Source organism: Fictibacillus sp. 23RED33 (assembly GCF_015903925.1).
GTDB classification, from domain to species: domain Bacteria; phylum Bacillota; class Bacilli; order Bacillales; family Fictibacillaceae; genus Fictibacillus; species Fictibacillus phosphorivorans.
The window spans coordinates 87,414-108,589 of record NZ_JACZDX010000005.1 but is presented as its reverse complement, the minus strand read 5'-3'; the positions used below and the strand labels follow the sequence as shown (position 1 = coordinate 108,589).

General features: G+C 40.1%; 18 protein-coding genes, 2 tRNA genes, 1 riboswitch and 1 other annotated feature. Of the genes, 19 read left to right on the top strand and 1 reads right to left on the bottom strand.

Annotation, left to right across the window (positions count from 1 at the left end; translation table 11 throughout):
* The first annotated feature begins 145 nt into the window (after positions 1 to 145).
* Entirely contained in the window at positions 146 to 1,897 is a 1,752-nt protein-coding gene (uvrC, locus tag IHV09_RS16455; RefSeq protein WP_231618375.1) for an excinuclease ABC subunit UvrC, read from the top strand.
* Positions 1,898 to 1,962: 65 nt separating this feature from the next.
* Positions 1,963 to 2,151: riboswitch (Lysine riboswitch) on the top strand.
* A 162-nt stretch (positions 2,152 to 2,313) separates the two neighbouring features.
* Positions 2,314 to 3,552 carry an aspartate kinase gene (locus IHV09_RS16450; RefSeq protein ID WP_197132112.1) on the top strand — a complete coding sequence of 413 codons (1,239 nt, stop codon included), beginning with the start codon at positions 2,314 to 2,316 and terminating at the stop codon, positions 3,550 to 3,552.
* Positions 3,553 to 3,592: 40 nt separating this feature from the next.
* Here the strand turns inward: IHV09_RS16450 and IHV09_RS16445 are convergent, their stop codons facing one another.
* The gene (locus IHV09_RS16445; protein ID WP_197131458.1) at positions 3,593 to 4,039 is read right to left on the bottom strand and encodes a YslB family protein; all 447 of its coding nucleotides are present in this window, start codon (positions 4,037 to 4,039) and stop codon (positions 3,593 to 3,595) included.
* A gap of 304 nt (positions 4,040 to 4,343) precedes the next feature.
* Between IHV09_RS16445 and IHV09_RS16440 the strand changes: the two genes are divergently transcribed.
* From IHV09_RS16440 to ilvD, 17 genes are all read left to right on the top strand, one after another.
* Positions 4,344 to 4,952 (top strand): succinate dehydrogenase cytochrome b558 subunit, encoded by a 609-nt coding sequence (locus IHV09_RS16440; protein WP_197131456.1) that lies wholly within the window; start codon positions 4,344 to 4,346, stop codon positions 4,950 to 4,952.
* A gap of 15 nt (positions 4,953 to 4,967) precedes the next feature.
* Entirely contained in the window at positions 4,968 to 6,728 is a 1,761-nt protein-coding gene (gene sdhA, locus IHV09_RS16435) for a succinate dehydrogenase flavoprotein subunit (protein WP_066396656.1), read from the top strand.
* A 2-nt stretch (positions 6,729 to 6,730) separates the two neighbouring features.
* Positions 6,731 to 7,486: a succinate dehydrogenase iron-sulfur subunit gene (gene sdhB / locus IHV09_RS16430; protein ID WP_144698733.1), complete on the top strand. Its 756-nt coding sequence runs from the start codon at positions 6,731 to 6,733 to the stop codon at positions 7,484 to 7,486.
* Positions 7,487 to 7,588: 102 nt separating this feature from the next.
* Entirely contained in the window at positions 7,589 to 8,056 is a 468-nt protein-coding gene (locus tag IHV09_RS16425; protein ID WP_197131454.1) for an acyl-CoA thioesterase, read from the top strand.
* 155 nt (positions 8,057 to 8,211) lie between these two features.
* Positions 8,212 to 8,436 (top strand): helix-turn-helix domain-containing protein, encoded by a 225-nt coding sequence (locus tag IHV09_RS16420; RefSeq protein WP_066243534.1) that lies wholly within the window; start codon positions 8,212 to 8,214, stop codon positions 8,434 to 8,436.
* Positions 8,437 to 8,585: 149 nt separating this feature from the next.
* The gene (gene glcT / locus IHV09_RS16415; RefSeq protein WP_197264980.1) at positions 8,586 to 9,440 is read left to right on the top strand and encodes a glucose PTS transporter transcription antiterminator GlcT; all 855 of its coding nucleotides are present in this window, start codon (positions 8,586 to 8,588) and stop codon (positions 9,438 to 9,440) included.
* Between the two features lie 195 nt (positions 9,441 to 9,635).
* Positions 9,636 to 11,708 (top strand): glucose-specific PTS transporter subunit IIBC, encoded by a 2,073-nt coding sequence (gene ptsG / locus IHV09_RS16410; protein WP_197131438.1) that lies wholly within the window; start codon positions 9,636 to 9,638, stop codon positions 11,706 to 11,708.
* A 13-nt stretch (positions 11,709 to 11,721) separates the two neighbouring features.
* Complete coding sequence (locus tag IHV09_RS16405; RefSeq protein WP_066396644.1) at positions 11,722 to 11,988, top strand: phosphocarrier protein HPr; 267 nt, start codon at positions 11,722 to 11,724, stop codon at positions 11,986 to 11,988.
* Positions 11,988 to 13,700, top strand: coding sequence for a phosphoenolpyruvate--protein phosphotransferase (gene ptsP, locus IHV09_RS16400; protein ID WP_197131435.1), 1,713 nt, complete (start codon positions 11,988 to 11,990; stop codon positions 13,698 to 13,700). Before IHV09_RS16405 ends, ptsP begins: the two co-directional genes overlap by 1 nt.
* 212 nt (positions 13,701 to 13,912) lie before the next feature.
* The gene (racE, locus tag IHV09_RS16395) at positions 13,913 to 14,707 is read left to right on the top strand and encodes a glutamate racemase (RefSeq protein ID WP_305069432.1); all 795 of its coding nucleotides are present in this window, start codon (positions 13,913 to 13,915) and stop codon (positions 14,705 to 14,707) included.
* Between the two features lie 196 nt (positions 14,708 to 14,903).
* Positions 14,904 to 15,941 carry a GerMN domain-containing protein gene (locus tag IHV09_RS16390; RefSeq protein ID WP_137790655.1) on the top strand — a complete coding sequence of 346 codons (1,038 nt, stop codon included), beginning with the start codon at positions 14,904 to 14,906 and terminating at the stop codon, positions 15,939 to 15,941.
* A gap of 422 nt (positions 15,942 to 16,363) precedes the next feature.
* Complete coding sequence (locus IHV09_RS16385) at positions 16,364 to 16,972, top strand: XTP/dITP diphosphatase (RefSeq protein ID WP_231618363.1); 609 nt, start codon at positions 16,364 to 16,366, stop codon at positions 16,970 to 16,972.
* Positions 16,957 to 17,487 carry a metallophosphoesterase family protein gene (locus IHV09_RS16380; protein WP_197189543.1) on the top strand — a complete coding sequence of 177 codons (531 nt, stop codon included), beginning with the start codon at positions 16,957 to 16,959 and terminating at the stop codon, positions 17,485 to 17,487. The genes IHV09_RS16385 and IHV09_RS16380 overlap by 16 nt, the downstream gene beginning before the upstream one ends.
* An 81-nt stretch (positions 17,488 to 17,568) precedes the next feature.
* Positions 17,569 to 17,642, top strand: a tRNA-Gly gene (locus IHV09_RS16375).
* 188 nt (positions 17,643 to 17,830) lie between these two features.
* A tRNA-Arg gene (locus IHV09_RS16370) sits at positions 17,831 to 17,907 on the top strand.
* 304 nt (positions 17,908 to 18,211) lie between these two features.
* A complete protein-coding gene (gene ilvE / locus IHV09_RS16365) occupies positions 18,212 to 19,114 on the top strand; it encodes a branched-chain-amino-acid transaminase (protein WP_153237714.1) in 903 nt (300 codons plus the stop codon).
* Positions 19,115 to 19,138: 24 nt separating this feature from the next.
* Positions 19,139 to 20,806 carry a dihydroxy-acid dehydratase gene (ilvD, locus tag IHV09_RS16360; protein WP_197264978.1) on the top strand — a complete coding sequence of 556 codons (1,668 nt, stop codon included), beginning with the start codon at positions 19,139 to 19,141 and terminating at the stop codon, positions 20,804 to 20,806.
* A 3-nt stretch (positions 20,807 to 20,809) separates the two neighbouring features.
* Positions 20,810 to 21,074, top strand: a binding site (T-box leader).
* Positions 21,075 to 21,176: the final 102 nt, after the last annotated feature.

Here is a 21,176-nt window from a genome sequence, read left to right as displayed (position 1 = left end):
GGAAATATTGTCGATAAATGAAAATATGTGGTATTGAAATCACGATAGTATTATGAACACGATGATACATGATATGATAATAGAAAAGACTGCTATGAGTGAAGGGGGGAAGAAATTGACCTCTATTTCTGTAAAACAAAAATTAATGTTGCTACCAGATCAACCTGGCTGCTATCTTATGAAGAATGAGTTTGGGAAAGTTATTTATGTTGGTAAGGCGAAAGTGTTGAAGAATCGTGTGAAATCTTATTTCTCGGGGACACATGATGGTAAAACGCAAAGACTTGTTAGTGAGATCAGAGATTTTGAATACATTGTGACTTCTACTGAGATGGAAGCATTAGTTCTAGAGATGAATTTAATTAAAAAGCATGACCCTCGTTATAACGTTATGCTAAAAGATGATAAGAGCTATCCATACTTAAAAATCACTGCTGAAAAACAACCAAGACTTCTATATATACGGAAGATAAAAAAAGATGGCGGAAAATATTTTGGTCCGTTTGTGAATGCTTATGCTGCCCAAGAAACGAAAAAGCTTTTAGACCGTATTTTTCCACTTCGTAAATGTGATACGATGCCTAAAAGAGTGTGTTTGTATTATCATATCGGTCAATGTCTAGGTCCTTGCGTATATGATGTTACAGAACAAGAAAATAAACAGATGGTAGATGGCATCGTGAAATTTCTTAATGGCGGCTATCAGGATGTTAAAAATGAGTTGTCAGAAAAGATGCTCGAAGCCTCTGAAGCATTAAACTTTGAACGCGCAAAAGAGCTTCGAGACCAGATACAGCACATTGAAGCTGTTATGGAGAAGCAAAAGATGATGACAGCAGATTTAGTCGATCGAGACGTTTTTGGTTATCATTTCGATAAAGGATGGATGTGTGTACAAGTCTTTTTCATTAGACAAGGAAAAGTGATTGCTAGAGATATTTCGGTCTTCCCTTTTTATGGAGAAGCGAATGAAGACTTGCTAACCTTTATCGGTCAGTTCTATCTGCAAAAAAATCACCTTCTGCCTAAAGAGATTCTCCTTCCACAAGAAGTGGATGCAGATCTTGTATCGGAACTTCTTCAAGTGAAAGTGTTGCAACCAAAAAAAGGACAAAAGAAAGAGCTTGTGGAGTTAGCTACTAAAAACGCGTCTTTAGCTCTTCACGAGAAATTTGCCCTGATCGAGCAAGATGAGGCGAGAACGATTAAAGCCGTTGAGAACCTTGGTGAGAGAATTGGGATTGCTGCACCTTATCGTATTGAAGCGTTCGATAACTCGAATATTCATGGAACAGACCCTGTTTCTGCCATGGTTGTTTTTGTTGACGGAAAACCGTACAAAAAGGATTATCGAAAATATAAGATCAAATCTGTGGAAGGTCCAGATGATTATGCTTCCATGAAGGAAGTTGTTCGCAGAAGATATACAAGACTATTGAGAGAAGAAGGAGAGCTTCCTAGTCTTATTCTGATCGATGGCGGAAAAGGGCAAATATCTGCGGCTCAAGATGTATTAGAGAACGAGCTTAACTTATTTATTCCAGTAGCAGGTCTATCAAAAGATGAAAAGCATAGAACCTCACAGCTTTGGATTGGGGATCCTCCTGAAATGATACACTTGCCTAGAAACAGTCAGGAATTCTATCTTCTGCAACGAATTCAAGATGAAGTTCACAGGTTCGCGATCTCCTTCCATCGAAAAGTTCGCTCTAAAAGCATGTTCGAATCAACATTAGACAGCATCGCTGGAATCGGTGACAAACGCAAAAAGATGCTGCTTCGCCACTTTGGATCGTTAAAAAAGTTAAAAGAAGCTTCTGTTGATGAGATTCAAGCAGCAGGTGTGCCTAAACCAGTAGCCGAGCTTATTGAAAAAGCATTTTTATCAAATGAGTAGTTGCAGCTATTGAGTAACTTTGTTAAAATAAATCCAACTTTATAAATATGCCATGCTTCGTATGAAGTGATGGTAGAGGAGCAAGAACCAATAGTAACCCATCTGAAGAGAAGAAGCTCTAGTGATGATGGTGGAAAGGGGATTCTTGCCGAAGTGTAAAAGGACTTCTAGCCTTTTATGCTGGACCTGTATTGAAGAAATACAGAGCTGTCACACAAGTCCCCCCAGGGTTTGTGTGGAGGACTATCTCACGAGGGGGAACAAACTTGGCTTGCTACGGATTATAGCAACAATAGGGTTTTTCCTTATTGTTGCTTTTTTGTATTTACTTTCAAAAAAAGAAGGTATACGTGCACCGTCAACAAAGTCTTCTAATAAAAGAGATAGAATCTTACAACAAGAAGGGATTGGAGTATATGGGGAGAATCGTTCAAAAATTTGGTGGAACTAGTGTAGGCTCAGTTGAGCGAATACAAAATGTTGCAAAACGAATCATCCATGAAGTAGATGCAGGAAATGAAGTCGTGGTTGTGGTTTCAGCGATGGGCAAAACAACGGATGAACTCGTAAAGCTTGCTACAGATATCAGTCAGAACCCTTCTAAACGGGAAATGGATATGCTACTTACGACGGGTGAACAGATTACGATCGCCCTATTGACGATGGCTCTGCATCAAGAAGGATATAAAGCTCAATCATTAACAGGATGGCAAGCGGGTATTCAAACCGAAGATGCCTTTTCAAATGCAAGAATACTAGACATCGATTCAGAGCGCGTGTCTTCTCTATTAAAAGATGGCCATATCGTGGTTGTCGCAGGTTTTCAAGGGCTGATTCCTGAAACAAAGGATATTGCAACGCTTGGCAGAGGTGGATCTGATACAACAGCCGTTGCGCTAGCGGCAGCTTTAAAAGCCGATCGATGTGACATCTATACCGATGTGACGGGTGTATATACGACGGATCCGCGTGTAGTGGATTCAGCTAGAAAACTACCTTCGATCTCTTATGATGAGATGTTAGAGATGGCGAACCTTGGTGCTGGCGTTTTACATCCGAGAGCGGTTGAGTTTGCTAAAAACTATAGTATTACATTAGAAGTAAGATCTAGCATGAGTGAAGAACGTGGAACATTAGTTGAGGAGGAAGTGTCTATGGAACAAAATTTAATGGTTAGAGGTCTTGCGTTTGAAGGAAACATAACAAAAATTACGGTCTCTTCAGTTCCCAATGAAATACACGCGTTAGCGGAACTGTTTACTATTTTGGCATCGAACGGCATCAATGTAGACATCATCATTCAGAATGTCCTAAATGAAGAAAAAACGAATATTTCGTTCTCGATTGAATCAAACTCATTATCTGCTACACAAGAAGTACTTGCTGCGCATCAAGGGAAATTAGGATTCGAATCGATCAGTTATGAACAAGGTCTTGCAAAAGTGTCAATCGTTGGCTCAGGCATGATCTCAAATCCTGGCGTTGCCGCTAAAATGTTTAAAGCTCTCTCAGACGAAGATATTATGATAAAAATGGTAAGCACTTCTGAGATTAAAGTATCAACCGTCGTGAAACAAGAAGATATGATTAAGTCGATAGAAACGCTGCATGATGTGTTTGAGCTAGATGCTCGTGTTCCCGTTCAGAACACATAAGACCAAACATTGAAAAAAGCCGGCAATACGCCGGCTTTTGTTATTCAATCATATCTTTTTTGTCCCATTGAACAGTAATAAAAACTTTGTTTCGTTTTGTAGATTCTAAAGCTTCTGTTGTGCATTTTTTTTGCAGCTGAACTTGTTCAGCGAGGAAGCCTGCTTCTAGGCTGAACGTTTGATGATTGAAGTTTTCCATTCGCTGCAAGATCAGTTGAGAGTTTAAAGAGAAATTCATCTCAGTTTTCGAAGCTTCGATCATTTCAAGAGTGCCCCAACCTGCTTCAACAAAAAAAGCGTGAACTTCTTCCATCGTATGTAAAGGATATTTTCTAGCCAAGTGTCTTCCTGCCCAATAGAGAATATTTCGTTCTTGTTTGCCAAGAAGTTCAGGCAACAAATCGCTTCGAAGGATCTCATACCCAAAAGCTGAAACAGAAAGCTGTTCTACAGGGGTATTATCATCCTTTGTCTTTTGTTTAAACATTCTGCATCCCTTCTTTCTAATTTTTATTATAACGGGAAAGCGGTTTAAACTCTATAGCAACTATCGGTATTTGTCGAAAATCTTAAACCTCCAAAAGCGTTGATGTATCAAGAAAATTTACGTATTTAGTTGTTAGCGTTTTCTTGACGGTGTCAAACGATGGGAGTAAAATGGACATGTTGCTAGTTAATTAAGCTAATTGTTTAACACTCATCCTCTAAAAGAGGAAACTTAAAACGCTTACATGTGGAGAGGAACAAAGATTAGCAGCCAGAGAGAGGCTAAATTTGAAGGGGGCAAGAGAATGGCTGGCAGTAGAGATTTTATTAACAGAAGGATTCATTCATTATTAGGAGTAATTCCGATCGGGATTTTTCTCGTACAGCATCTAGTTGTAAACCATTTTGCAACGAGGGATGCTGAAGCATTTAACAAAGCGGCGCATTTTATGGAAAGTTTACCTTTTCGTATTTTCCTAGAAACGTTTGTCATCTACTTACCTATTTTGTTTCATGCCGTGTATGGGCTTTACATTACGTTCCAAGCAAAAAACAACGTTACCCGCTATGGCTATTTCCGCAATATGATGTTCCTCGTTCAGCGTGTAACAGGCGTTATCACATTAGTCTTTATCGCTTGGCATGTATGGGAAACACGTGTACAGGCTGCGTTGGGACAAGAAGTAAACTTTGATATGATGGCAGACATCTTAAGCTCTCCATTCATGGTTGTCTTCTATCTTGTTGGTGTTTTATCAGCAGTATTCCATTTTGCTAACGGATTATGGTCGTTCTTTGTCAGCTGGGGCCTTACAGTTTCGCCTCGTTCACAGAAAATTTCAACATACGTAACAATGGGTGTATTTGTTGCACTTGCTATTGTTAGCGTAAGAACAATCTTTGCATTCATTTAAAAGGGGTGAGACAAATTGAGTAATCAGAAAATAATTGTTGTTGGCGGAGGTCTCGCCGGTTTAATGGCTACGATCAAAGCAGCTGAAGCTGGTGTGAACGTTGACCTCTTTTCAGTTGTTCCAGTAAAACGTTCGCATTCTGTTTGTGCTCAAGGTGGTATAAACGGTGCTGTAAATACAAAAGGTGAAGGAGATTCACCGTGGGAGCATTTTGATGACTCTGTATACGGTGGAGACTTCTTAGCAAACCAACCTCCAGTTAAAGCAATGTGTGACGCAGCGCCAGGAATCATTCATTTAATGGACCGTATGGGTGTAATGTTTAACAGAACGCCTGAAGGATTACTTGACTTCCGTCGTTTCGGAGGAACACAGCATCATCGTACTGCATTTGCTGGTGCTACAACGGGTCAGCAGTTATTGTATGCACTTGATGAGCAAGTTCGTCGTCATGAGGTTGCAGGTCTAGTAACGAAATATGAAGGATGGGAATTCTTATCTGCCATTATTGATGACGAAGGACAATGTAGAGGAATCACCGCACAAAACTTGAAAACGATGGAAATCGTAAGTTTTCCTGCAGATGCAGTTATTATGGCGACTGGCGGACCTGGAATCATTTTCGGTAAGTCGACTAACTCTGTTATTAACACAGGTGGAGCAGCATCAGCTCTTTATCAGCAAGGTGTTTATTATGCGAATGGTGAGTTCATTCAAATTCACCCGACGGCCATACCTGGTGATGACAAGCTTCGTTTAATGAGTGAATCTGCACGTGGTGAAGGTGGACGTGTTTGGACTTATAAAGACGGAAAGCCTTGGTACTTCCTAGAAGAGAAGTATCCAGCATACGGTAACCTTGTTCCTCGTGACATCGCTACACGTGAAATCTTCCACGTGTGTGTTGATCTGAAGCTAGGAATCAATGGTGAGAACATGGTATATCTTGATCTTTCACACAAAGATCCTAAAGAGCTTGATATCAAACTTGGTGGAATCATTGAGATCTACGAAAAGTTCATGGGAGATGACCCACGTAAAGTTCCTATGAAAATCTTCCCTGCTGTTCACTATTCAATGGGTGGCATGTGGGTTGATTATGATCAGATGACGAACATTCCAGGTCTCTTTGCAGCTGGTGAGTGTGAATATCAGTATCATGGTGCTAATAGATTAGGAGCTAACTCGCTGCTATCAGCTATTTTTGGCGGCATGGAAGCTGGTCCGTCGGCTGTTCGATATATTAGAGGATTAGAAAAAACAGTTGAGGATGTACCTTCGACTGTGTTTGATAACCAAGTGAAAAAAGACCAAGAAGTATACAACAATATTCTATCTATGGATGGAACTGAGAACGCTTATGTGATCCATAAAGAACTTGGAGAATGGATGACAGACAACGTAACGGTTGTAAGATACAACGATAAGTTAAAACAAACAGATGAAAAGATTCAAGAATTGATGCAGCGTTATAAAAACATCAATATTAACGATACTTCCAAGTGGAGCAATCAAGGTGCATCATTTACGCGTCAGCTATGGCACATGCTTCAGCTAGCTCGTGTTATTACACTCGGTGCTCTTAACCGTGATGAAAGTCGTGGAGCCCATTATAAACCGGACTTCCCTGAACGTAATGATGAGCAATGGTTAAAAACAACAAAAGCGAAATTCAATCCAACAACGAACGGACCAGAATTCGAGTATGAAGAAGTAGATGTTTCGCTAATCCAGCCACGTAAACGTGACTATTCTAAGAAGAAGGCAGGGGTGTAAGAATGAGCACAAAAATGGTGAAATTCGTCATCTCAAGACAGGATAACCCAGAAACTGCCCCATATTTAGAAGAGTTTGAGATTCCTCATCGTCCAAACATGAACGTAATATCTGCTCTTATGGAAATTCGTAGAAACCCTGTTAACGCTAAAGGGGAAGCTACGACTCCCGTTACTTGGGAGATGGGTTGTTTAGAAGAAGTTTGTGGAGCTTGTTCCATGGTGATCAACGGCAAGCCTAGACAATCTTGTACGGCTCTTGTTGATCAGTTAGAACAGCCGATCCGTCTTGAACCAATGAAAACATTTCCGGTTGTCCGTGATTTGGCGATCGATAGAAGTAGAATGTTTGATGCACTTAAACGAGTTAAAGCTTGGATTCCAATCGATGGCACGTACGACCTTGGACCAGGACCTCGTATGCCTGAGACTAAGCGTCAGTGGGCATATGAACTTTCAAAATGTATGACTTGCGGTGTTTGTTTAGAAGCATGTCCGAACGTAAATACGAACTCGGACTTTATCGGACCGGCGCCTTTATCTCAAGTTCGTTTATTTAATGCTCACCCAACTGGTGAGATGAATAAAGAAGAGCGCTTGAACGCGATCATGGATGACGGAGGGCTTGCAGAGTGCGGTAACTCTCAAAACTGTGTGCAGTCTTGTCCTAAAGGAATTCCTTTGACAACATCAATCGCTGCACTTAACCGTGATACAAGCTTCCAAGCTTTCAAGAACTTCTTTGGCAGTGATCGTTAAAGTATCATACAGAGCTTCTCTCATCAGGGAGAAGCTTTTTTTAAAAACAAATAACTGAATAGCGATTCATTAAATATCTGTATAAGAAAGGCGGTAAAGAATTTGGCTAGGCAAGATTACATATCAAATATGGATGATTGGCAGAAGGGCTTTTCTTTTTATCACGAATTGCAAGTACGTTTTGGTGAGATTGACGGATTTGGCCACGTGAACAATACGAATATCTTTACTTATATGGAAGAATCACGAATCGCGATGTTTAAAGAACTGGGTTTGATGACTGACTGGGGTGCTCCAGATTCAGAAGAGATTCCAGTTGTGGCAGACCTTCAATGTGACTATTTGGCCCAGATCATGTACGACGAAAAATTAAAAGTGTATGTGAAAATAAATGAAGTAGGTTCATCTTCTATAGACATCCATTACTTAGGCATAAATGAGAAGAAGATTCCTGTATTTACAGGGAGAGGTGCTATCGTACAGATTTCTAGAAGAAATGGACGTCCCGTAAAGTGGAATGAAGAGTTGAAAAACCAACTAAATAATTTTTCTAAAGAAGCCCATGTATGAAAATGGGCTTTTTTTTATGGTTTATCCGTAATATTCTTCATACTTTTTAAATGAACCAAGTCACTCCCATCTGATTCTTTACATACTATATGTTGACTAAATACTTCCAATATTCGTTGGCGGTTCCTAAACCCTAGCAAGGAGGGGTGAATTCATTGAAAGATAAACACTACCGACCGAAGCCTCTACTTACAAAAAGAGAGAGAGAAGTTTTCGAACTACTAGTTCAAGATAAGACCACAAAAGAAATTGCGGAACAATTATTCATTAGTGAGAAAACAGTTCGTAACCATATTTCGAATACCATGCAAAAGCTTGGGGTTAAAGGACGCTCTCAAGCCGTTGTAGAGTTATTGAGGCTTGGAGAACTCGAGATTTAGTCAGAAAGCGGCTTTCATTGTGAAAGCCGTTTTCAGTTTGATTATGCAGCAGGTAAAAAGTGTAATTGATTTTTCTAACAGTTTTCCGCTATGATGAAAGTTATGATGTTATTGGTTTATGGACCTAAATGAAAAAGGTGAAAAAATTCATGAACAAAAGCCTGCAAGTAAAAAAAGTTCTTAATAATAATGTGGTTATTGCCATTGATTCCTTCGATGAAGAAAGAATTGTTATTGGCAAAGGAATCGGCTTCGGCAAGAAACCAGGTGAAGAGATTCTTCCTAAGCAAGTGGACAAGTTATTTGTATTAAAAGATGAAAACGAACAAGAACAATATAAAACGTTATTAAATTCGATAGATGAAAAGATTGTAGAATTGATCAATGATGTAATTGTTCACATACGAACTCGTTTTGAGAATGAGTTAAACGAACATATACATGTCGCGTTAACCGACCATATTACATTTGCGATCAAACGATTAGAACAGAATATGGATATTAAAAACCCATTTCTAACAGAAACTCAAACACTGTATCCGAAAGAGTATACTGTCGCTGAAGAAGCGATCGAAATCATCAATAAATCGTTAGGGATTCATCTTCCTGAAGGGGAGATCGGTTTTGTTGCACTTCATATTCACAGTGCTATTACGAATAAAAGTGTAACTGATATAAAGAAACACTCAGAGCTCATCAACACCTTGATGCAGATGATCCAACATTCATTAGACCTTACGATCGATACGAAAAGCATCAATTATTTACGTCTTGTTCGTCATCTAAGGCATGCGATAGAACGGGTCTCTATGGGTGATATCATGGAAGAGCAAGAAAAGTTAGCAAAAGTGTTGAAAGAAGAATATCCTTTATGCTACAATTTGGCGTGGAAGTTGATTAAGGTTATGCAAAATACCTTACAAAAACCCGTGCCCCATGCAGAAGCAGTATATTTGACAATGCATTTGCAAAGGCTTTCGCGTTATGACAATGAAGACAAATGATAAATGAATATAGAACAACTCGTTTTTACGTGTTACTGATTCGATCAGGCATAAGTAAGAAACAAAAGTGTAGCAGATGCTTAATTAGGATATATTAATTCTGATTAGGGATTTACTCATGTTTCTTATTTATGTCTTTTTTTGTTTGATGCGAAAGTAAATGGAAGGGTTATCATAATAAAAGGAGGACTTCCTATGTGGAAAAAATTATTTGGTGTTCTTCAACGCGTAGGTAAAGCGCTTATGCTGCCGGTTGCGATCTTGCCAGCTGCAGGTCTATTGCTTGCCTTTGGTAATGCGTTTAAAAACCCAGCGTTGATTGAAAGAATACCTGCATTAGATGCAGCATGGTTCCAGCTTGTTGCAGACGTAATGGAGAAATCGGGAGACATTGTTTTTGCTAATCTATCCTTACTGTTTGCCGTTGGTGTTGCCGTCGGTCTTGCAGGCGGTGAAGGTGTAGCAGGATTAGCAGCAATTATTGGTTACTTGATCATGAACGTAACCATGAGCGTTATTGAAGGTGTAACGCCTGATATGATCGGAAAAGATCCTTCTTTTGCGAACGTACTGGGTATTCCGACACTTCAGACGGGAGTGTTTGGAGGTATCATCGTCGGTATCTTAGCCTCCTATCTTTATAAGAGGTTCTATAACATCGAACTTCCTCAATACTTAGGATTCTTTGCTGGAAAACGTTTCGTTCCAATTGTTACTGCAGTTTCTGCTTTAGCACTGGGTATTGTTATGACGTTCATCTGGCCACCTGTACAGCATGGACTTAATACGTTCTCTGAAAGCATGATCAATTCGAACTTGACGGTCGCAGCATTTATCTTTGGTGTGATCGAACGTTCATTGATTCCTTTTGGACTACATCATATTTTCTACTCGCCGTTCTGGTTTGAGTTCGGCTCTTATAAATCTGCAGCAGAAGGACTTGTTCGTGGTGACCAAGCGATCTTCTTTGCACAACTAAAAGATAACGTTGAATTAACAGCAGGTACTTTTATGACTGGTAAGTTCCCGTTCATGATGTTCGGCCTTCCGGCTGCAGCATTAGCTATGTATCACGAAGCACGACCTGAACAAAAGAAAATAGTTGCGGGTATCATGGGTTCTGCTGCGTTGACTTCTTTCTTAACAGGAATCACGGAGCCGCTTGAGTTTACTTTCTTATTTGTTGCTCCAGTATTATTTGGAATTCATGCTATTTTCGCAGGTCTTTCTTTTATGGTTATGCACTTGTTAAATGTTAAAATAGGTATGACTTTCTCTGGTGGTGTAATCGACTACTTACTGTTCGGAGTACTTCCTAACCGTACAGACTGGTGGCTAGTAATTCCTGTAGGTCTCGTATTTGCAGTGATCTATTACTTTGGTTTCCGTTTTGCGATCCGTAAATGGAACCTTAAGACACCAGGACGAGAAATCGTGGATGACGAAGTTGAAACGAATGTTGGACCGTCCAATAAAGATTCACTAGCAGCGAATATTTTAGAGGGATTAGGCGGAGAGTCCAATATCTCTAACCTTGACGCTTGTATCACTCGATTAAGAGTTTCTGTAAATGATCCTAAGGAAGTGGACAAGGATCGATTGAAAAAACTCGGAGCTTCCGGCGTTCTTGAAATGGGTAATAACATTCAAGCGATCTTTGGAACTCGTTCAGATACGATTAAGAGTGAAATTCAAGATATTATCAGTGGTAAGACTGTAGCTAAACCGAAGAATTCAGAGAAAACGCCTGAACAAGGAAAAGTTGTTGAAACAAACAATCCTGGTGCTACACCAACTTCATCGATTTCTACAGATGATGATCGTTTTGTTTCTCCGATTAAAGGGAAAATACTTCCGATCACTGAAGTTCCTGACCAAGTTTTCTCAGGTAAAATGATGGGTGATGGATTTGCGATCGAACCAGCAGAAGGTTTGGTGGTTTCACCTGTTAATGGTAAGATAATGAATATCTTCCCGACAAAACATGCTATCGGTATTGAGTCAGATTCAGGCAAAGAAATTCTCATCCACTTTGGTATCGATACAGTGAAACTGAAAGGTGAAGGTTTTGAGAGCTTTGTTTCTGAAGGCGACAGAGTTAAGATCGGTCAAAAGATTTTAAAGGTTGACCTGAACTTTGTTAAGGAAAACGCACCATCCGTAATCACACCGATTGTTTTCACGAATCTATCGGATGAAACAGTTTCAGTCGAAAAAACAGGAACTGTGGCTATAGAGGAAGAAAATATTATTACATTCAAAAAATAAAGGGGTAATTATCATGGCAGAAAAAACATTCAAAGTAACTAGCGAATCAGGAATTCACGCACGTCCAGCAACAACTTTAGTTAACCAAGCAGGTCAGTTCAGCTCAGATATTACACTTGACTACAACGGAAAGAGCGTTAACTTAAAATCAATCATGGGCGTAATGAGCCTAGGGATCCAACAAGGATCTTCAATCGTGATCAAAGCAGAAGGTTCAGATGCAGATGAAGCAATCGCTGCACTAGAAAACGTAATGAAAAAGGAAGGGCTTGGTGAGTAATGTCTGAAAAAATTTCAGGTATTGCAGCATCAGCCGGCATCGCAATCGCAAAAGCGTTTGTTCTTCAAAACCCTGAATTAACGATCGAAAGAAAATCGATTTCAGATTCAGCGAGTGAAATCGATCGTTTTGAAGCAGCGCTTAACGTTTCCAAAGAGGAACTTTCTGTTATAAAAGAAAAAGCGAACAAAGAGTTAGGCGAAGATAAGGCAGCGATTTTTGCTGCCCATCTTCTTGTTTTGAGCGATCCAGAACTAGTTGATGCTGTAAAACAAAAGATTGAAAATGAAAAAGTTAACGCTGAAGCAGCAATGGACGATGTTTCATCCATGTTCATCAATATGTTTGAATCCATGGATAACGAATACATGAAAGAGCGTGCGGCAGATATTCGTGACGTTTCAAAACGAGTTTTAGCACACTTGTTAAATGTGACGTTTACTACACCTGCAAGTATCACAGAAGAGGTTGTCATCTTAGCAGAAGATTTAACTCCTTCTGACACGGCTCAATTAAACCGTAATTTTGTTAAAGGTTTTGCAACTGACATTGGAGGGAGAACTTCTCACTCAGCAATCATGTCTCGTTCAATGGAAATTCCTGCAGTAGTAGGGACTAAAACAATTACAGAAAACGTTGAGAACGGCGTAATGGTAATCATCGACGGTCTGGATGGACATGTAATCGTGAATCCTACTGAAGATGAAATCGCTACGTATGAAGAAAAACAAAAACAATATCAAAAGCAAAAAGCGGAATGGGCAAAGCTAGTGAATGAAAAAACATTCTCAAGCGATTCTGTTCAAGTTGAGCTTGCGGCTAATATTGGAACACCAGCTGATGTAAAAGGTGTTCTAGAGAACGGTGCAGAAGGCGTTGGTTTATACCGTACAGAGTTCCTTTACATGGGCCGTGATCAACTTCCTACTGAAGAAGAGCAGTTCAAGGCATATAGTGAAGTGCTTCAAAAGATGGAAGGTAAACCAGTAGTCATCCGTACACTCGATATTGGTGGAGATAAGGAACTTCCTTATTTAAATCTTCCGAAAGAGTTAAATCCTTTCTTAGGATTCCGAGCGATTCGCCTTTGCTTAGAAGAGCAAGACATTTTCCGTACGCAACTTAGAGCACTTCTTCGCGCTAGCCAATATGGGAACTTGAAGATCATGTTCCCGATGATTGCAACACTTGGAGAATTCCGTGCTGCTAAAGGAATCTTATTAGAAGAAAAAGAAAAGCTCGTTTCTGAGGGAATTGAAGTTTCAGAATCCATTGAAGTAGGTATCATGGTGGAAATTCCATCAACAGCCGTAATGGCAGATACTTTTGCTAAAGAAGTTGATTTCTTCAGCATCGGCACTAACGATTTGATTCAATATACGATGGCTGCAGATCGTATGAACGAACAAGTTTCTTACTTGTATCAGCCGTACAATCCAGCAATCTTAAGATTAGTAAAAATGGTTATCGATGCAGCACATAAAGAAGGCAAATGGGCTGGTATGTGTGGAGAGATGGCAGGCGATCCGATCGCAATTCCAATTCTTCTTGGCCTTGGTCTCGATGAATTCTCAATGAGTGCTACATCTGTACTTCCTGCTCGTAGTCAGATTCTCGGTCTGTCTAAAGAAAAGATCAGTGCACACATGGATGAAATTCTACAAATGGAAACAATGGAAGACGTTGTGAAGTTTGCAGAAGAAAATTTCTAAAGTGGAAAAAAGACTATGGGGAAATTTCCATAGTCTTTTTCTATAGATGTTGAGTTAATAGGGTTGGACACGGGAGTGGTTGATTTCCGCTCCAGGTTGCTCGGATTTAAAACATTCCATTAACGAATTGTCTTGCAATTTCATAAAAATATTAGCAGAATAGAAAACAGTGATTTAACGCCAGTATGTATATAGAGATGAGGCGATGTTTTTTGAATAGACCCATTGGAGTCATTGATTCAGGAGTGGGAGGTTTAACGGTAGCAAGAGAGATCATGAAACAGCTACCAAAAGAAGAGATTATCTACTTAGGAGATACGAAAAGGTGTCCGTATGGCCCGAGACCATTTGAAGAAGTTAGGGCTTATACGTGGGAAATGATTGACTTTCTTTTAGAACAGGAGATTAAGATGCTTGTTATTGCCTGTAATACAGCAACTGCAGCAGTTTTAGAAGAAGCGAAGAGAAAGTTAGACATTCCTGTCTTAGGAGTTATCCATCCAGGTACTCGTTCCGCTTTAAAAGCGACGAAAAATAATCATGTCGGTGTGATTGGGACAGTCGGAACGATTAATAGTGGTGCTTATAAACAGGCGCTAACACAGATTCGTAACGATGTAATCGTAGAAAGTTTAGCATGCCCGTTGTTCGTTCCGCTTGTTGAACAAGGAAAGTTATCTGGTGAAGAGACATTAAGTGCAGTTTCAGAAACACTATATCCGCTTAAGGATCTTTCCATCGATACGTTAATTCTGGGATGCACTCATTACCCGTTGTTAAGATCAATCATTCAGCAAGTGATGGGTGAACATATCACGTTGATCTGTTCAGGTGCAGAAACTGCGCGTGAAGTTTCTGTCATCTTAGACCATAGTGGGCTTTTAAATACAGAAGATGCTAAACCGATGCACCGATTTTTAGCGACAGCAGAGAGCGATCATTTCCTGCAGATCGCCAACCATTGGCTAGACCGTAAGATTGAAAAAGTAGAATGTATGAAGTTGTAGTTTTCAAAGAGCATGAAAATTAGGTAACCTCATAATTAGAATATTGAATTGAAAGAGTAGGATCCTTTTTGGGGTTCTGCTCTTTTCTTTTAATTAAAGCCAGTCTCTTTTATTTTTTGTACAAGTGGTCTAATGGGAGAGGAGAGCTCGTATACATAATAGTACAAACCACTTGAGGAGGGAAAGTATGCGCAAAATGATGAAGTCAGGAGCACCGCTTATTATATTATCAGCTTCATTGCTGGTATCAGGTTGCGGACTATGGGGAGAGAAAGCAGGAAATGAGCTTGATCCCCCTAAAGTGAATTACGTGAAAGAAGGTCAGTCGCTGGATAAGAAAGACAAAGCGGCGAGTGCAGAGCAAACGAATAAGCGGCAACTGTTTTTATTCGACAGCAACGGGATGGTTGTCCCACAGGTACTGGCTCTTCCAAAGAACGATGAAACGGCTAAACAAGTATTGCAGTATCTTGTAAAAGACGGCCCTGTAAGCAATCTGCTTCCTAACGGTTTTCAAGCTGTTCTGCCAGCTGATACAGAAGTGTTATCGGTAAATATCAAAAAGGGGACAGCTACGGCAAATTTTTCAAAGGAATTTACAGAGTATAATGCAGCGGATGAAATGAAGATCTTGCAAGCTATTACATTCACACTTACTCAGTTTGACAACATAAAAAAAGTTAAAATACAAATCGCAGGAAAGAACCAAAATTCAATGCCTGTTAATAATACTCCAGTTGGTGACGGTGTGAGTCGTGTTGACGGGATAAATCTCGAAAATGGCAGTGTGGCAGATATCACGAATAGTGAACTTGTAACTCTCTATTTCTTGGCACAGACACAGGATCAAACGTATTATGTACCAGTAACGCGTCGAGTTGCAAAAGAGGGGACAGATAAAGTAACAGCAACGATCGAACATCTAATTGATGGTCCATCTGCAGAAAGCAGCCTTTTAACAGACTTTAGAACAGATGTGAAACTGTTAAGTACACCTGTCGTCAAAGATGGTGTTGTTACATTAAACTTCAATGGAGCTTTGCTGGATAATAAAGAAGAAAGCATGATTGCAGATGAAGTGTTAAATTCAATTGTTCTTTCGCTTACAGAGCTATCTGAAGTGAAGAAAGTGGCGATTAAAGTTGATGGGAAGTCTAAGATATTCAATGAAAAAGGTAAAGAACTTACAGCCCCGGTTTCAAGACCTAAAGAAGTGAATACAGGTGAATTTTAAAATCAAATAGGTTGTGATACAGTAAAGAGGCGAATATTCGTCTCTTTTTTTATTGCTCTGTTGTTTTGAAAGTAGTTGATTTCCGTTTCAGGTGTCTCGCTTTCCGCGGGGCGATCGGTGAGCCCCTTGCCGCTTTGCGCCTTTAAGGGTCTCACCTGACCGCTCGTCCCGCAGGAGTCTCAAACCTTACACTCCAATCAACTTTGTCGACGATGAGAATGAACATGCAAAAGTAACAATCTTTTGCAAGCGAAATGAGAAGAGCTTTGGACAACCTTTGTACTTTTAAAGTATTTGATTCCGCTTTATGTCCCTCGCATTCCAAATGGGAGGCGTACATTTTATAGTTGAAGACGCTTCACCAAATGACAGTAATATCACAATCCTATAGAAAAACTTTTTACAAAACGGAGGCGTACCTAATGAAAATTTTAGTTGCAACGAAAAATAGAGGTAAAGCTAAAGAATTTCAATCGATGTTAGGAAGTTTTGGGGTTGAGATCCTCACTTTAAACGATATTGAAGGAAGTCCTGACGTTGAAGAAACTGGAGTCACTTTTGAAGAGAACGCTATTTTAAAAGCTGAAACCATCTCTAAACAGATGAATATTCCTGTTATCGCGGATGACTCAGGATTAGAGATCCATGCTTTAGAAGGACGACCTGGCGTTTATTCAGCTAGGTATGCAGGTATACATAAAAGTGATGAAGAGAACATGAACAAAGTCTTAGAAGAACTTCAGAATGTTGAAGATAACGATAGAAACGCTCAGTTTGTATGTGCTTTGGCTTTTGCGAGACCTCAAAAAGAAACGCTAGTTGTAAAAGGGGAGTGTAAAGGTCAGATTTTAAGAGAAAAGAAGGGAACGGAAGGTTTCGGGTATGATCCGATTTTCTTTCTTCCTCAATTAAATCGTTCGATGGCAGAGTTAGCAAAAGAAGAAAAAAATAAAATTAGTCATAGAGCAATAGCTTTGGAAAAACTAAAAAAACTGATCAATGAGGAGGATCTCTTATGGGAAAAGCCTTAATCGTTAGTGATAGTCACGGGTTAACAGATGAGTTAGAAACATTAAAGAGCCGCTATCAAAATGAAGTAGATCTTATGATCCATTGCGGTGATTCAGAGCTTTCGACATCATCTAAAGAAATGTCTGGATTTGTAACGGTTAAAGGTAATATGGATTATTTAGGCGATGATTTTCCTAACGAAGCCATTGAGCTGTTGGGAGATACTTGTATATATATAACACATGGTCATTTATACGATGTAAAAATGTCTTATCTTTCACTCGCATACAGGGCAGAGGAAACAGGTGCAGCAATTGCTTGTTTTGGGCATTCACACGTAGCTGAAGCCTTTGAACGTGAGGGAATGATCTTTATCAATCCTGGGAGTATCAGGCTGCCTAGAGGTTCTTTTGAAAAGACATATGCGTTGTTGGAGATTGAAGATAATAGGATATCGGTAAGTTTTTATTCACTCAATGGTATACGTATCGATCAGTTAAGTAGAACATTTGAAAAAAAAACAGTTAGAAAATAAAAAAGTTGAGAAAATGGGTTGACTATAATTTAGATATCATGTATATTTAGTTATGTCGTCGCGACAAGGTCTAAATTGTCTGCGGGTGTAGTTTAGTGGTAAAACAAGAGCCTTCCAAGCTCTGGTCGTGAGTTCGATTCTCATCACCCGCTCCATTTGTTTTTCTCACGTTCAAATGGTCCATGAAAAGTTACATCTGAAGTTAACAGATCTTACAATTAAAATGCATGATAAAAATATATTTGTATCCACAGTCGACGGGTGGAACAAATCACTGTGTGCCCGCAGCGCATGGTAATTGCGGAAAGCGCCATTACTATGCGAAAGGGGCTCCAATACATATGTCCCAGTAGCTCAGCCGGATAGAGCATACGCCTTCTAAGCGTACGGTCGGGAGTTCGAATCTCTCCTGGGACGCCATAATACTTACATAATGACAACTTTTCGACACGCTTGATGTCCTCTATTAAAGGATATCAAGCGTGTTTTTTTATTTTTGATGAAAGCGCTTTAAAAATGTTTACAATGCAACGCGTTAAAGCTTCAAAACCTTATGGGTATGGGAATGAAAGCGTGTACAAAATAACTGAAAAGTCAGAATTCGGTGAAATATCGAAAATTCGGTGTTGATTCTTTAATAAGATGGGCGTAATATTGTCAACAATTATTAAATTATTTTTAAAAAATTCAAATAATTCAAATTGACACGTAAAGGAGGATCACGATGCAGGAGCAATGGGTTTATGTTAATGGTGAGCACGTATTAAAGGAAGACGCCAAAGTCTCAGTTTACGATCATGGATTTTTATATGGAGATGGGGTGTTTGAAGGTATTCGAGTCTATAACGGAAATGTATATCGGCTAGACGAACATCTTCAGCGTTTATACGAATCAGCTCAATCCATTATGCTGACAATTCCACACACTAAAGAAGAACTAACAGACATCATCGTTCAAACGCTCCAGAAAAACAAATATCGTGATGCTTATATTCGACTAGTTATCTCACGAGGAAAAGGAAACTTAGGGTTGGACCCTTTTACATGCGGCCAACCGGGAGTCATTGTCATTGCAGAACAGCTTGCACTATTTCCTAAAAAACTTTATGAAACAGGTTTAGAAATCATAACGGTGGCAAGCAGAAGGAACCGTCCGGATGTGCTAAGTCCTAAAGTTAAATCGCTAAACTACCTAAACAATATCTTAGTTAAGATCGAGGCTAGTCTTGCTGGAGTTAGTGAAGCATTGATGCTTAACGATCAAGGGTACGTGGCGGAAGGTTCTGCTGATAATGTGTTTATTATCAAAGGAAATACGATCAAGACGCCGCCAGGATACTTAGGAGCTTTAGAAGGAATCACTCGAAACGCGATTGTTGAGATCGCACGAGCACAAGGATACAACATGGTTGAAGAGCCATTCACGAGACATGATGTTTATGTGGCAGATGAAGTATTTCTAACTGGAACTGCAGCTGAAGTTATTGCGGTAGTAAAAGTTGATGGAAGAGTAATCGGAAACGGAGCACCAGGTGAACATACGAACAAACTTTTAAAATCCTTCAGAGAAAAAGTAGTTGAAGAAGGAGTTAAGGTGTATCCGAACCAAGCTGTTCAAGCTGGATAAAAGAAGTATAGGAGTGTTACAGATATGCGCAGTAATATGATCAAGCAAGGAATCGATAGAGCCCCGCACAGAAGTCTTCTCCACGCAGCGGGAGTTGCACCAGAGGATATGGATAAACCTTTTATCGGTGTTTGTAATTCCTATGTTGATATTATTCCGGGGCATATGCATCTAAACAAAGTAGGTGAATGGGTAAAAGAAGCCATTAGAGAAGCTGGTGGAATTCCGTTCGAATTTAATACGATCGGCGTAGACGATGGAATTGCGATGGGGCATATCGGTATGAGGTATTCACTTCCAAGCAGAGAGGTCATCGCAGACGCAGCAGAGACGGTTATCAACGCCCATTGGTTCGACGGTGTGTTCTACATACCTAACTGTGACAAGATCACGCCTGGTATGTTAATGGCAGCTGTAAGGACGAATGTTCCGGCAGTATTTGTTTCAGGTGGTCCAATGGAAGCCGGAAAGTCTATGGCAGGAAAATCCCTATCCCTTGCCTCGGTATTTGAAGGAGTAGGTTCTCATTTAGCTGGAAAGATGACGAGAGAAGAACTTTTAGAACTCGAAACGAGTGCTTGCCCGACTTGTGGATCATGCTCAGGTATGTTTACAGCCAACAGCATGAATTCCATTATGGAGATGCTAGGTATTACACTGCCGGGTAACGGAACGATCGTAGCTACCTCAGACGAAAGAAGAGAACTGATCAAAGAGGCTGCAACGTCACTTATGGATCTTGTGAAAAACAATATAAAACCAAGAGATATTATAACGAAAGAAGCAATTGATGACGCATTTGCATTAGACATGGCGATGGGTGGCTCAACGAATACCGTTCTTCATATGCTTGCTATCGCAAATGAAGCTGAGATTGATTATGACTTATCATCAATCAACGAGATCGCAGAGCGAATTCCATATTTATCAAAGATCAGTCCTGCATCGGATTATTCCATGCAAGATGTTCACAGAGCAGGCGGTGTCAGTGCGATCATCAATGAACTCTGTAGAATGGAAGGTGCCATCCATAACGATCGGTTAACGATAAGTGGAGAAACGTTAGAGCACCGAGTCCGGCATGCGGAAATTATGGATGATGATGTTATTCGTAAGAAAGATAATGCTTATTCGCCAGTAGGCGGTTTATCTATACTTTATGGAAATATTGCACCAGATGGTTGTGTGATCAAAGTGGGAGCTGTTGATCCTTCAATAAAAACATTTCAAGGCGAGGCGATCGTCTATGAATCCCAAGAAGAAGCGATCGAAGGCATTAATAATGGTGAAGTAAGAGAAGGGCATGTCGTTGTCATTCGATACGAAGGACCGAAGGGTGGACCAGGTATGCCGGAGATGCTCTCTCCCACATCAGCTATTGCTGGAAGGGGATTGAGTACGAAAGTAGCACTGATCACGGATGGCAGATTTTCTGGAGCGTCTCGGGGAATCTCTATCGGTCACATCTCGCCAGAAGCGGCACAAGGCGGACCTATCGCGTTCGTGAATAATGGTGATCCAATCTTAATTGATCTAGTAAATAGAACGATTCACGTTTTATTAACGGAAGAAGACTTAAAAGAACGAAAAGAAGGTTGGGTGAAACCAGAGCCGAAGATCAAAAAAGGCTACCTCGCACGCTATGCGGCGCTCGTAACATCAGCTAATACTGGAGGAATCTTAAAAATTTAAAACAATAAAACGATGACGGAGAACAATGGTAGATGTGGGGTACTCAGAGAACCGGTGGTTGCTGTGAACCGGTTATCCCTAATACCAGGACATCCCTCCTGAGTGTCCTTTTGAACGTTTTTTAGTAGGAAGGGCCAAGCGATAAGACCATTATTTATCGCTTGTTATCAAATGACGATTATTTCGTCTTGAGGCAGTTCTTGCGTATGTGAGCATGAACTGTGAATAAGGGTGGTACCGTGGAAAAGAAAACTTTTTCACCCCTTTGGATAGGATTAACCTGTCCATTTGGGTGGAGAAGTTTTTTTATTTTTTTTTTTAGACGTTGTTGCCCTTTTGGTTATTTTCCAAGAGCAACAACTGATTCCCG

Bases quoted from the DNA above. Each gene is read 5' to 3' on its own strand.
- ptsG (WP_197131438.1), top strand. From the start codon at position 9,636: ATGTGGAAAAAATTATTTGGTGTTCTTCAACGCGTAGGTAAAGCGCTT.
- IHV09_RS16405 (WP_066396644.1), top strand. From the start codon at position 11,722: ATGGCAGAAAAAACATTCAAAGTAACTAGCGAATCAGGAATTCACGCA.
- IHV09_RS16385 (WP_231618363.1), top strand. From the start codon at position 16,364: ATGAAAATTTTAGTTGCAACGAAAAATAGAGGTAAAGCTAAAGAATTT.
- IHV09_RS16390 (WP_137790655.1), top strand. From the start codon at position 14,904: ATGATGAAGTCAGGAGCACCGCTTATTATATTATCAGCTTCATTGCTG.
- ptsP (WP_197131435.1), top strand. From the start codon at position 11,988: ATGTCTGAAAAAATTTCAGGTATTGCAGCATCAGCCGGCATCGCAATC.
- ilvE (WP_153237714.1), top strand. From the start codon at position 18,212: ATGCAGGAGCAATGGGTTTATGTTAATGGTGAGCACGTATTAAAGGAA.
- IHV09_RS16450 (WP_197132112.1), top strand. From the start codon at position 2,314: ATGGGGAGAATCGTTCAAAAATTTGGTGGAACTAGTGTAGGCTCAGTT.
- IHV09_RS16445 (WP_197131458.1), bottom strand. From the start codon at position 4,039: ATGTTTAAACAAAAGACAAAGGATGATAATACCCCTGTAGAACAGCTT.
- sdhB (WP_144698733.1), top strand. From the start codon at position 6,731: ATGAGCACAAAAATGGTGAAATTCGTCATCTCAAGACAGGATAACCCA.
- IHV09_RS16440 (WP_197131456.1), top strand. From the start codon at position 4,344: ATGGCTGGCAGTAGAGATTTTATTAACAGAAGGATTCATTCATTATTA.
- glcT (WP_197264980.1), top strand. From the start codon at position 8,586: ATGAACAAAAGCCTGCAAGTAAAAAAAGTTCTTAATAATAATGTGGTT.
- ilvD (WP_197264978.1), top strand. From the start codon at position 19,139: ATGCGCAGTAATATGATCAAGCAAGGAATCGATAGAGCCCCGCACAGA.
- IHV09_RS16380 (WP_197189543.1), top strand. From the start codon at position 16,957: ATGGGAAAAGCCTTAATCGTTAGTGATAGTCACGGGTTAACAGATGAG.
- uvrC (WP_231618375.1), top strand. From the start codon at position 146: ATGTTGCTACCAGATCAACCTGGCTGCTATCTTATGAAGAATGAGTTT.